The sequence below is a fragment of the Actinosynnema sp. NPDC053489 genome, assembly GCF_044544865.1.
GTDB lineage: Bacteria > Actinomycetota > Actinomycetes > Mycobacteriales > Pseudonocardiaceae > Actinosynnema.
On record NZ_JBITXT010000030.1, the window covers coordinates 1 to 12,110 of the forward strand.

The window sequence follows — 12,110 nt, forward strand, 5'->3', positions numbered from 1 at the left end:
ACTCCCGCACCACCACGAGGCCATGGTCCGCTGGTCCATGATCCGCATCACCAGCCGCCGACTCACTCAACAGTAGTAGCTCGGAAACAGCTACTAAGCGAAAGGTTGCGGGTTCAAGTCCCGCCACCGGCTCGACAGATGATCATCTTAAGCCCCGGCCGCCGCGCGCGGCAGCGCGGCCCGCGCCTCGGGGGCGCGGGCCGCGGTCACCGCCGGGGAATCACTCCCGGTCGGTGACGACCTGGTAGGCGACGCCGCCGTGGTCCTCGCCCTCGACGAACTGGACCAGGTTGGTCAGGTACTCGCCGGGCGCCTCCGGGGTGAAGGTCAGCTCAGCGGTGAACCGCTCGCCGGGCAGCAGCGGCACGCCCAGCAGCGCCGCCCGCTTCGGGTCGAGCTGGAACGTGGTCTCGCCGACCTGCTTCACGCCCGCGGCCTGGCCGCCACCCGCCCGCCAGCGCTCGAACAGGCGCGGCCCGAGGTCGATCACGACGGTGCCCGCCACCGGCTTCTCACCGGTCAGCACCAGGTCGGTCCTGGCCTCCCGGCCGGTGGCGTTGCCCAGCGTGAACCAGGACTTCACCGGCTGGAACACCTTGCCGCGCACGGTCTGGAAGTTGCGCCACGCGATGTTGTTGTTGTTCTTGGTGTTCAACGCGGTGTTCGAGCCCTCGGCGAACGTCATCGGGTCGGTCGCCGACACCCAGCGGGCCAGCAGGCAGAAGTGGCCGGGGCCGGGGATGCCGGACCACGCGATCTTGGCCACCGTCCCGCCCGTGGGCACGGTCAGCGACTGCTCGCCGATGAACACCCAGTCGCCGTTGGTGGCGTTGTCCCACGTCGTGCCGCCGCCCGCGGGGGTGCGGTAGACCTTCAGCGTGCCGGTGCTCGGCCCGGTCGCGTTGCCCAGCCGCACGTGCACGACGTTCGTCGCGCCGACGACGGGCTGGATGCCCGCGCAGTCCGCGGTGGTCGGGCAGACCTTGATGTCGGGGCTGTTCCACACGGTGCCGTTCGGGTTGGGCTCCGCGCCCGTGTCGGTCACCTGGTCGCGGATGACCACGTCGGTCTGCCGGCAGTCGGAGAGCTGCTTGCGGATCGCGTCCGCCGTGCCCGCGCCGGTGGCCGTCGCCTGCGTGAACACGCCACCGGTCGTGGTGGCGTAGTTCTGCATGATCGGCGTGATCACCGAGCTGTACCCGGTGGACGTCGGCACGTACACCGGGGAGATCTTGATCCCCCGGCCGACCGCGTCGTTCGCCCGCTGCGCCGCGTTGGTCGCGTCCGCCGCGGTGTGGGCGTTGTCGAACCCGCCGGGACGCGCGTCGGTCACCAGGACGACGAACTTCATCGCGTTCGACCGCCACGCGCCCGCGAAGTCGGCGTTCTGCGGGCGACCGGCGGCGGGCAGGTTGTTGACGACCGTGTTGAGGGCCTCGTCGGACGCCTCCGGCTCGGCGCTGCCCCCGCTCGCGCCGAGGACGTTGGAGACGTAGTCGGTCACGGCCGCCGCGTTGCCGGGCGCGAGGTCGTTCTGGACGGTGACGTCGTCCTTGAACGTCACCAGGCCCAGCCGGTAGTCGCCGCCGGACGCGGTGACGACGTCGTTGACGATGGCGTTGATGCCGGTCTTCAAACTGGTGATGGCGCCGCCCATGCTGCCGGTGTCGTCCAGGACGAACGCGACGTCGACGGGACCGCAGGGCGCCGGCGCCGGGGCGGCGGCCACCGGCGGGGCGAGCTGGGCGGTGGAGGCGGTGAGGACGGCGACGGCGAGCAGCGCGCCGCGTCTGGGTGAGCGAAGCATGTGGTCTCTTCCCACTCGGTCCTCCGGGCGCAGGGGCCCGGGTGCGCGGACACCGGTGTCCGGGCACGTCTGGCGGATGACCGGGCCACCGACCGGATACGGTCCGAAAAGAGCAACTTCGTCCCCTTTCCCGTGCGGCGAACGGCAGCCGCGCGTGCCAAGGTGGGGAGGTGGCCCACCTCCCAGACGCCTCCCGGTACGACCGGATGACCTACCGACGGTGCGGGCGCAGCGGGTTGAAGCTGCCCGCCGTCTCGCTCGGCCTGTGGCACAACTTCGGCGACGACCGGCCCTACGCGACGGGCCGGGCGATCGTGCGCCGCGCGTTCGACCTCGGCGTGACGCACTTCGACCTGGCCAACAACTACGGACCGCCCTACGGCTCGGCCGAGGTCAACTTCGGCCGGGTGCTGGCCGACGACCTGCGCCACCACCGGGACGAACTGGTGATCTCCACGAAGGCGGGCTACGACATGTGGCCCGGCCCGTACGGCGAGTGGGGTTCCCGCAAGTACCTGCTCTCCTCGCTGGACCAGTCGCTGTCCCGCCTCGGCCTGGACTACGTCGACATCTTCTACTCGCACCGGTTCGACCCGGACACACCGCTGGAGGAGACCGTCGGCGCGCTCGTCAGCGCGGTCCAGCAGGGCAAGGCGCTCTACGTCGGCATCTCGTCCTACTCGGCGACCAAGACGCGCGAGGCGGCCGAGCTGCTGCGCACGGCGGGCGTGCCGCTGCTGATCCACCAGCCGTCGTACTCGATGCTGAACCGGTGGATCGAGGCCGAGCTGCTCGACGCGCTGGACGAGCTGGGCGTCGGCTGCATCGCGTTCTCGCCGCTGGCCCAGGGCATGCTGACCGACAAGTACCTGGACGGCGTGCCCGCCGGGTCCCGCGCCACGCAGGGCAAGTCGCTGTCGGAGGACCTGCTCGGCGAGGCGAACCTGGCGCACGTGCGGGCGTTGAACGAGATCGCCGCCTCCCGCGGCCAGTCGCTGGCGCAGCTCGCGCTGACCTGGGTGCTGCGGGACGAGCGGGTCACGTCGGCGCTCATCGGGGCGAGCAGCGTGGAGCAGCTGGAGGCCAACGTGGCCGCCCTGGACGGCCCGCCGCTCACCGACGACGAGCTCGAGCGGATCGACGTGCACGCCGTCGACTCCGGCATCGACCTGTGGGCGGAGTCCTCGAACGCCGGTTAGCGCGGCAACGTCACGGTGAACGCGGTCGAGCCGGGCCCGCCGCCCAGCTCGACCGTGCCGCCGTGCGCGGTCACCAGCGACCGCACCACCGCCAGGCCCAGCCCGCTGCCGCCGCGGTCGCGGGTGCGGGAGCCGTCCACCCGGTAGAACCGGTCGAAGACGCGGGCCCGGTCGGCCGGCGGGATGCCCGGACCGGTGTCGGCCACCCGCAGCACCACCGACCCGCCCGTCGCCGACACCGAGAGCGACACCGACGTGCCCGGCGGCGTGTGCACGGCGGCGTTGGTGAGCAGGTTGTCGAGCACCTGCCGCAGCCGCAGCGGGTCGAAGGCCGACCGCACCGGCTCGTCGGGCACGTCCAGCGCCAGCGGGTGCCCGGGGTGGGCGGCCCGGAACGCGTCCGCCGCCTCCCGCGCCAACGCCACCGGGTCACCCTCGGCCAGGCGCAGCGGCGTCTCCGCCTCCGCCGCGTCCAGCCGCGCGAGCAGCAGCAGGTCGTCCAGCAGCACGCTCATCCGCGCCGCCTCCGAGCGCAGCTTCTCCAGGTGCGCCTCGCGCTCGTCGGGCGCGTTGGCCGCCGCGTAGCGGAACAGGTCCGCGTAACCCCGGATGGAGGTCAGCGGGGTGCGCAGCTCGTGCGAGGCGTCCGCGATGAACCGCCGCAGCCGCTGCTCGGCGGCCGTGCGGGCGGCCAGCGACGCGTCGATGTGCTCCAGCATCGTGTTGAACGCCGTGCGCAGCTCCTCGACCTCCACCCCGCCGCCCTCGCCCTCCGCCCGCACCGGCAGCCGCGCCGAGTCGGTCAGGTCGTGCGAGGCGATGTCGTGCGCGGTCCGCGCCATGTCGCTCAACGGCTGCAACCCGCGCCGCAGCACCGCCCGGCCGATCACCACGAACGCGACCAGCGCGAGCACGAACGCGGCCACCTCCACGATGACGAGCTGCCGCACGGTGGTCGTGATGTCGGCCATCGGCGCGGCGCTGACCAGCACCACGCCGTCGGACACCGCGCACCCGCGCAGCCGGTACGTGCCGTCGCCGCGCAGGTACCCCGTCCGGTACACCGGTTGCCGGCCGTCGACCCGCAGCGCGACCTCGGCCAGCTCGCCCGCGTCGGCGGGCAGGTCCTCCGGGTTCTCCGGCGTCGCCCGGCCGTCGCGCACCAGGTAGACGACGGAGTACCAGCCGTACGCCTTGCCCGGGACCGAGCCGTTCTTGGCGATGTCCTTCTTCAACGACACCTGCGTGTCGCCCATCTGCGCGTCGAGCCTGCGTTCCAGGTACTCCTGCATGCTGCGCGCCATCACCGTGCCGACGACGGCGAACACCGCCAGCGCCAGCGCGCCCAGGCCCAGGGCCAGGCGCGTGCCCAGGCGCAGGCGGCGGCGCGTCACCGCGCGGCTCGCCGCAGCGCGTAACCCACGCCCCGCACGGTGTGGATCAGCGGCTCCCCGCCGTCGTGCAGCTTGCGCCGCAGGTGCGACACGACCAGCTCGACCACGTTGGAGCGGCCGCCGAAGTCGTACTCCCAGACGTGGTCGAGGATCTGGGCCTTGGTCAGCACGGCGGGGGAGCGGCGCATCAGGTAGCGCAGCAGCTCGTACTCGGTCGGCGTGAGCGTGACCAGCTTCCCGCCCCGTCGCACCTCGCGCGTGTCCTCGTCCAGCGCGAGGTCCGACACCTTCAGCACGGACCGCTTCCACGCCGGACCCGTCGCCCGCCGCAGCACGGCCCGCAGCCGCGCCATCAGCTCCTCCACCGAGAACGGCTTGACCAGGTAGTCGTCACCGCCGCGGGTCAGGCCCGCGACCCGGTCCGCGGTGCCGTCGCGGGCGGTGAGGAACACGACCGGCACCATCGCCCCGGCCGAGCGCAGCCGGTCCAGCACCGTGAAGCCGTCCAGGTCGGGGAGCATCAGGTCGAGCACGACGATGTCGGGGTGGAACTCGGCGGCGGCCCGCAGCGCGGCCTCGCCGCTGCCCGCCGTGACCGCCTGCCACCCCTCGTACCGGGCCACCGTCGCCACGAGGTCCGCGATGTGCGGCTCGTCGTCCACCACGAGCAGTCGAACGCTGTCCACCCGCCCATGGTGCGGCACCCCCGGCGGGCCGGTGCGGTGATCGTCCGGTCGACAGCGATCCGACAGGTTCGGGACAGGCTCCGCCGGGCCGGTGCGCGCCGGTGTGATGCGGATCATGCCGCCCCGGAGCGGTCCGGTGAGGACGAAGGGGTGGGCCGCCTGTGATGGCTCACATGCGCTCTGCTACGGTTCGCCCACGGGTTTTCCCGCTCCACGGCCAGGTCAGCCGGGTTCCGCGCTCGGGGCGTGTCCCCGCGCAGACCGCGTGGAGAGCCGGCCTCGGTCGCACGCTTTCGGGAACGTGCGTGCCGAGGCCGGCTTCCCCCGTTCCCTCACGCGTAGCGGGCGAGGTCGAAGTCCAGCCCGGTCACCGAGCGGCCCAGGTCCGCGCCCAGGTCGGTCAGCAGGTCGACCAGCTCCAGCCCGGCCAGCCAGTCGCGCGGCAGCGCGGCGGTGCCGTGCAGGGCGCCCAGGATGTTGCCGGTGAGCGCCGCCGTGGCGTCGCTGCCGCCCGAGTGGTTGGCCGCCGCGCGCACCGCGTCCACGAACTGCGCCCGCTTCGGGTAGACCAGGACCGTGTGCACGGCGATGGCGAGCGCCTCCGGGCCCGTCCAGCCGCTGCCCAGCCGGTCGACGCGCACCGACTCGAAGCCCTGCGCCCGGTGCTCGTCGGCGAACACGACGGCCCGGTTCAGCGTGTTCGCGGTGTACGGGTCGTCGCGCAGCACCCGGCCGATGACCTGGTCCACCGCCTCCCGGATGGGCCGCCCGCGCACCGCCAGCAGGTGGATCAGCAGCGCGAAGGCGCCGCCGGACACCCAGCCGCCGGTGCCGCCGTGGGTCAGCGCGGCGAACCGGCACCCCAGGTCGTAGGCGATCTCGGCGCTGGGCGCGAACCCGGCCGGCGCGGTGCGGGTGACGCCGTTGCAGCCGGACGACTCGTTGTGCGGCTCCTCGGGCGTCGGCGGCGTGTCGGCGGCCAGCGCGCGCAGGCACGTCAGGCCCGGCGACCGGCTGGAGTACAGCCGCTCGTCGCCCACGAGGCCCGCGGCGCCCGGCTCCGGCGCGGCGACCTGCTGGGTGACCAGCCACTGCCGGTAGCTGTGCCAGACGACCCGCACGGGGTCCCACTCGCCGGTGGTCCGGCCGCGCACCCAGGCGCGCAGGTAGCCGTCGGCGGTGAACAGGGTGAGCTGCGTGTCGTCCGTGACCAGCGCGGGCCGCGGCGGCGCGAGCACGCCCTCCGGGCCGTGGTCGCGCTGGATGTCGGTCCACCCCAGGTACTGGATCGGCGCGCCCAGGGCGTCGCCGAGGGCGCCGCCCAGCAGGCAGGCCGAGCCACGGTCGACCACGGTCATCGGCTCGCGCGGCACTTGCCCTCCTGCACTCGCCCGAACTCGGCCGGGACGTCCGGGCCCAGAACCCTAGTCGTCGGGCGCCCCTCCGGTCATGTGAGCACGGCTGGTTGACGAAGCAACATCTACTCACAGGTATCCAACGGGTCCCCCGGCGCACCTGATCCAGTGACCGGACCGAAGCGCACGAGGGCGGGGGGAGGGGCATGACCGACCTGAGCAGGAGTGGGCTGGAGTTCGGCGTCCTCGGACCGTTGCAGGTGCTCGCGGACGGCCGGCGGCTCGTGATCGGCCGCAAGGGGATGCGCGGTCTGCTCGCGATGCTGGTGCTGGAGGCGAACCGGGTCGTCCCGATCGACGAGATCGAGGACAGCCTGTGGGCCGACGAGCCGCCCGCCACGGCCAGGACGATCGTGCACGGCTACGTGTCGCGGCTGCGCCGGATGCTGGAGGAGGCCGACCCGGCGGGCTCGGCGCGCATCCTCACCACGCCGCCCGGCTACCAGCTCGCGGTGGACCCGTGGCGGCTGGACTTCCACCGCGCCCGGCAGCTCGTGTCGAGCGCGCGCGGCAAGCCCGCGCCGATCCGGGCGCAGCTGCTGCGCGAGGCGCTTGGCCTGTGGCGGGGGCCGGTGCTGGCCGACGTCCCGGGCGACCCGGTCACCTCCGACCTGGAGGAGCTTCGGCTTGCCGCAGTGGAGGAGCGCATCGAGGCCGAGCTGGAGCTGGGGCGGCACCTGGAGCTGGTGGGCGAGCTGCGCCAGCTCGTGAACGAGTACCCGTTCCGGGAACGCCTGGTCGGGCACATGATGCGCGCCCTGTACCGGTCGGGGCAGCGCGCCGACGCCCTGGAGGCGTACCAGCGCTTCCACCGCCGGGTGGTGGACGAGCTGGGCATCGACCCCGGGCCCGGCCTGCGCCTGCTGCACGAGCAGGTGCTGCGCGACGACCCGGCGCTCAGCTCGCCCGGCCTGGCCGAACCGGCGCTCGTGCCGCCGCGGCCCGGCGTGGTCGTGCCGGCCCAGCTGCCCGCTGCGGCCAGCGGCTTCATCGGCCGCGACGAGGAGCTGGCCTGGCTGGACCGCCTGTGCGACTCGCGCGACCCGGCCGCCACCACGATCGCCGTGGTCAACGGCGCGCCGGGCATCGGCAAGAGCGAGCTGACCGTCACGTGGGGGCACCGCCGGGCCGAGCAGTTCCCCGACGGGCTGCTGTTCGCCTCCCTCAACGGCTTCGCGCCCGACCGCGACCCGGTCGAGCCGGCCGAGGTCCTGGCCCGGTTCCTGCTCGCCCTGGGGGTGCCCGCGGACGGCGTGCCCCGCGACCTGGACGACCGCGTCGGCCTGTACCGCTCGGTGCTCGCCAAGCGCCGCGTGCTGGTCGTCCTGGACGACGCCTGGGACGCCGAGCACGTGCGGCTGCTGCTGCCGCCCGGCGCGGGGTCGGTCGTGCTGGTGACGACCCGCCGCCGGCTGGAGTCGCTGGTCGTCAGCAACGGCGCGCGCATGCTCACCCTCGACACGCTGTCCGACGACGAGGCCGTCCGCCTGGTCGACGAGGTGGTGGGCAAGCCCGTCTCCGACCAGGAACCGGCGGCTGTGCGCGGGCTCGTCGAGCTGTGCGGGAACCTGCCCCTGGCGCTGCGGATCGCCGCCGCCAAGCTCGTTTCCAGTCCGGAGTGGACGGTGGAGGCGCTCGTCGCCCAGCTCTCGGACGACGCCGTCCGGCTGCGCACCCTCGACCTGGCGGACACGGGCGTCGGCGTGGAACGCGCCCTCGCCGTGTCCTACCGCAACCTCCCGCCGGAGCTGGCGGAGACCTTCCGCGCGGCGGGCCTGGTGCCCGGCCGGTGGGTGAGCCCGCACGCCATCGCGGCCGTCTGCGACATCGACCTGGGCACCGCCGCCGCGCGCCTGGCCGACCTCGCCGACGCCCACCTGCTGGTCGAGCAGTGGCGCGGCGGCTTCGTCCTGCACGACCTGGTCCGCCTCTACGCGCGGGGCGTGGTCGAGCACCGGGAACGCGGCCTGCGCCGCCTGATGGACCACTACCTGTCCGCCTGCGACCACGCGCGCCGGCTGATCCGGCCGGCGTCGGACGGCCTCGACTTCACCGGCGACCCCACCGTGCCCAGGCCCGCGACCCCGTCGCAGGCGCTGTCCTGGTTCGACAAGGAGTGGGCCAACGTCATCGCCCTCGTGCACGCGGGCGCGGAAGCGGGCCTGCACGAGCAGGTCTGGCAACTGGTGCGGCTGGTCCACACCTACTGCGTGACCAGGCTGGTGAGCCGCGAGTGGCACGGCGTGGCCGAGTTCGGCCTGGCCTCGGCGCGGGCCATCGGCGACCGCCGCGGCGAGATGCTGGTGCTGCACGCCGTGCACGACGTGAACAACCGCGCCGGGGCCCTGCGCGGCACGCTCGACCAGGCCCGGCTCGCCCACCGCATCGCCGTCGACCTGGGCGAGCCGCGCCACCTCGTGATGACCCTCGACCAGCTCGCGCTGGCGCTGGTCGCCGAGGGCCGGGTGGAGGAGGCCCTGGCGCACCACCGGGAAGCCGTGGAGCTGGCCCGCCGCGACGGGGACGCGCTGGGCGAGGCCACCGTGCTGAACAACCTGGCGCAGGTCGAGCAGCGGCTGGGTCAGCGCGAGGCCGCGGCGCGGCACCAGTACCTGGCGATGGAGATCTACCACCGCCACGGCGACGAGCGCGCGTACGCCGTGGCGATGAACAACCTCGCCGAGCTGTACGCGGAACTGGGGCTGTTACCGGAGGCCGAGGACTACGCCCGCCAGGGCGTCGAGCTGGCGCGGGGCGGCTCGATGCAGTTCGAGGAGGCGTTCGGCAGGCAGGTCCTCGGTGCCGTGCTGGCGCAACGGGGCGAGCGCGTCGCGGCACAAGCGGAGCTGGCGGAATCGCTTCGGTTGTTCGTACGCCTCGGTTCGCCGCGGGCCATGTTGGTCCGAACGGCCCTTGAAGCGTTGACCTCCGAGGTTTAGCCGCTGTTTAGCACGGCCCGCCGGAATCGTGGCAACGTGGAGGGCGCCGATCACCGAGTCGCGATCGGCGCGCGGGTGGCTCTTGGCGGGGGGACCAGGGGGGAAGCCACCCCAAACCCCGGCCGGCCGGCGTTCGGGGGAGAGCACCGGCCGGCCGGGTCCGCCCGCGGGCGGACCGCCCCCGCGCCGCGCGGCGGCGGGTGGTCCGATCCCGGTTTCACAATTTCGACTCCCATCCCTGAAATACCGCTCGTTGCCCACGCCGTAATCGGCGGGCAGAGTGCGAGGTGCGGCGGGAAACCGCCGACCGGAGACGGTCCACCGAGGTGAGAAGCGCGATCCGCTATTTCACCTTTCCCTGCGGTGGCCGCTCCGGGAATGGGAGGTTCCATCGTGTTCCGAATTCGAACGTCGGGTGCGGCCGCCCTCGCGTGCCTCATTCCCCTGTCTTTGCTCACCGGTGGCGCCACCGCTTCCGCGAGCGGTTCCGACTACCAGCCCGAGATGGTCGCCGCGCTCGCCCGGACCCTCGGGGTCGACGAGGACGCCGCCGTCCGGCGCCTCGACGGCGAGGCCGCGCAGCAGCGCGCGTTGACCGGGGTCGCCCGGGACGGCGCGCGGGTCGACGGCGCGTTCTTCGACGGCCGGGGCGTGCTGACGGTCAACACCGACCGGGCGGGCGCGGCGAAGGTCCGCGCGGCCGGGTTGGCGGCCCGCACGCCGGCCCGCGGCGAGGCGGCCCTGTCCACGATCCAGGCCAGGCTGGACGCGCTCGCCGCCGACCGCGCGCCCTCGGGCGTCGCCGCGTGGGGCGTGGACGTCGCCGCGGACGTCGTCACCATCAAGGTCGTGGACCCGGGCAGGCCCCCGGCCAGGGCGTTCCTCGCCGAGGCCGCCGCGTTCGGGTCCGCGGTCCGGGTCGAGCGGGTGGACGCGCAGCTGAGCGCGCAGGCCACCGTCCACCCCGGCAGCAAGATGACGATCAACAACACGTCCGGGTACTGCTCGGTGGGCTTCGGCGCCCGGTCCTCCGGCGGCGCGCAGTACCTCGTCACCGCGGGCCACTGCGTGGAGGGCCTGCCCGACCTGCGCTTCGACGGCGCGCGCTTCGCCAAGGGCACCAGCACCCGCTACGCGCTGGGCCGCGACAGCGTGGACATGGGCATCGCGCGGGTCGACGCGGGCAACGCGATCGCCACGCAGGTCGGCACCTGGGGCGCGGCGGGCCTGGTCGCGGTCAAGGGCGCCACGCGCGCGGCGGTCGGCGCGTCGATCTGCAAGTCCGGCGCCACGACCGGCTGGACCTGCGGCTCGATCACCGGCTACAACCAGACCGTCACCTACGTCGACCGCAACGGCGGCCCGGACACCGTGATCCGCGGGCTGGGCGCGTCCTCCGTCTGCACGATGGGCGGCGACAGCGGCGGCGCGTACCTCTCGGGCAACCAGGCCCAGGGCATGACCTCCGGCGGCCCGACCAATCAGCAGTGCACCTGGAACGGCGGGTACCAGAGCGGGAAGTCGTCGTACTTCCAGCCGCTCGGCGACGCGCTGTCGTACTACGGCCTGACCCTGAACGTGGGGTGACGACGTGGATGCCGATACCTCCGGAAGGGGGTATCGGCATTCGCCTTTCCGGGGGAGGATCGTCGCTCGTGGCAGCTCCGCACGAACGGCCCGGACCCGAGGCGGTCCTGAGTCAGGAGAAGTTCGCCGACGCCCTCCGCGCCGCGATCGGCCGGCGGGCGCTGACCCTCGAACGCCTCCGCGTCCGGCTCGCGGACCGGGGCGTGGACATCAGCCTGGCGACCCTGAGCTACTGGCAGCAGGGCCGCAGCAGGCCGGAGCGGCCCAAGTCGCTGCGGGCGCTGCGCGAGCTGGAGGCCATCCTCGACCTGCCCCGGGGCACCCTGTTCGAGTTCCTCGAACCACCCCGGCCGCGCGGGCGGTGGCTGCCCAAGGGCGCGGTCAGCGTCCGCGCGCTGTACGGGGAGGACTCCCCGTTCCGGGCCGTGCTGGGCCCGGAGGTCGGCGACCCCAACCCGTGCGTGTCGGTGCTCGACACGAACGAGGTCTGCCACGTCGACGCGCGCCGCACGCTGCGCGGCGTCACCGCCACCCAGGTCCTGCGCTGCGTGGCCGACCACGCCGACCGGTTCGTGGTGGTGCACGGCGCGGACGAGGGCGACGCCATGCCGTGCGACCTGCGGGTGCGGGGCGGCGAGGTGGCCGAGCTGCGCAGCGACCCGGCCAGCGGCTACACGGCGGCCGTGATCACCCTGGCCCGCCCGCTGGCGCGCAACGAGACGGCGGTCGTCGAGCACGACTGGGTGCTCGGCGACAGCGACGCGCCGTCCGGCTCGCACGAGCGGCGGGTGCGGTCCACGGAGACGTACCTGCTGCGGGTCGACTTCGACCGGGCGACGCCACCGCGCCGGTGCTACGAGTACCGGCGCGCGAAGGTGGACGCGCCGATGGCGGACCGCAGGCGGATACCGCTGAACCCCGTCCCGGAGGCGCACCTCTACCTGCCGAAGTGCGAACCGGGCATCCACGGGATCTGCTGGGAGTGGGACTAGGAGCTGTTTGAAGTTCGGATCTGGGTGTGTCCGGTGGTGTGCTGGTTGGGGCTGGTAGAACACGGATGTGGCGCGTTTCGATCTGACCGAT

Annotated in this window: 8 protein-coding genes; 4 read left to right on the forward strand and 4 right to left on the reverse strand. The window is 73.6% G+C overall.

Features of this window, described 5'->3' with window-relative positions:
- Window positions 1-220 precede the first annotated feature (220 nt).
- Window positions 221-1,807, reverse strand: a complete 1,587-nt coding sequence (locus ACIGNX_RS34630) for a vWA domain-containing protein (RefSeq protein WP_396545787.1) — start codon at window positions 1,805-1,807, stop codon at window positions 221-223.
- Window positions 1,808-1,977: 170 nt separating this feature from the next.
- On the opposite strand from ACIGNX_RS34630, the gene mgrA reads away from it, so the two are divergent.
- On the forward strand, window positions 1,978-3,006 hold the full coding sequence (gene mgrA / locus ACIGNX_RS34635) for an L-glyceraldehyde 3-phosphate reductase (RefSeq protein WP_396545789.1): 1,029 nt from the start codon (window positions 1,978-1,980) through the stop codon (window positions 3,004-3,006).
- Here the strand turns inward: mgrA and ACIGNX_RS34640 are convergent.
- From ACIGNX_RS34640 to ACIGNX_RS34650, 3 genes are all read right to left on the reverse strand, one after another.
- Entirely contained in the window at window positions 3,003-4,400 is a 1,398-nt protein-coding gene (locus tag ACIGNX_RS34640) for a sensor histidine kinase (protein ID WP_396545791.1), read from the reverse strand. The genes mgrA and ACIGNX_RS34640 overlap by 4 nt on opposite strands.
- Window positions 4,397-5,104, reverse strand: coding sequence for a response regulator transcription factor (locus tag ACIGNX_RS34645; RefSeq protein ID WP_396545793.1), 708 nt, complete (start codon window positions 5,102-5,104; stop codon window positions 4,397-4,399). Before ACIGNX_RS34645 ends, ACIGNX_RS34640 begins: the two co-directional genes overlap by 4 nt.
- 314 nt (window positions 5,105-5,418) lie before the next feature.
- On the reverse strand, window positions 5,419-6,459 hold the full coding sequence (locus ACIGNX_RS34650) for an ADP-ribosylglycohydrolase family protein (protein WP_396545795.1): 1,041 nt from the start codon (window positions 6,457-6,459) through the stop codon (window positions 5,419-5,421).
- Between the two features lie 188 nt (window positions 6,460-6,647).
- Between ACIGNX_RS34650 and ACIGNX_RS34655 the strand changes: the two genes are divergently transcribed.
- From ACIGNX_RS34655 to ACIGNX_RS34665, 3 genes are all read left to right on the forward strand, one after another.
- Window positions 6,648-9,440 (forward strand): BTAD domain-containing putative transcriptional regulator, encoded by a 2,793-nt coding sequence (locus ACIGNX_RS34655; RefSeq protein WP_396545797.1) that lies wholly within the window; start codon window positions 6,648-6,650, stop codon window positions 9,438-9,440.
- A 504-nt stretch (window positions 9,441-9,944) separates the two neighbouring features.
- Window positions 9,945-11,027 carry a S1 family peptidase gene (locus ACIGNX_RS34660; RefSeq protein WP_396545799.1) on the forward strand — a complete coding sequence of 361 codons (1,083 nt, stop codon included), beginning with the start codon at window positions 9,945-9,947 and terminating at the stop codon, window positions 11,025-11,027.
- A gap of 68 nt (window positions 11,028-11,095) precedes the next feature.
- The gene (locus ACIGNX_RS34665; RefSeq protein WP_396545801.1) at window positions 11,096-12,019 is read left to right on the forward strand and encodes a helix-turn-helix domain-containing protein; all 924 of its coding nucleotides are present in this window, start codon (window positions 11,096-11,098) and stop codon (window positions 12,017-12,019) included.
- Window positions 12,020-12,110: the final 91 nt, after the last annotated feature.

Bases quoted from the DNA above. Each gene is read 5' to 3' on its own strand.
- ACIGNX_RS34630 (WP_396545787.1), bottom strand. From the start codon at position 1,807: ATGCTTCGCTCACCCAGACGCGGCGCGCTGCTCGCCGTCGCCGTCCTC.
- ACIGNX_RS34655 (WP_396545797.1), top strand. From the start codon at position 6,648: ATGACCGACCTGAGCAGGAGTGGGCTGGAGTTCGGCGTCCTCGGACCG.
- ACIGNX_RS34660 (WP_396545799.1), top strand. From the start codon at position 9,945: ATGGTCGCCGCGCTCGCCCGGACCCTCGGGGTCGACGAGGACGCCGCC.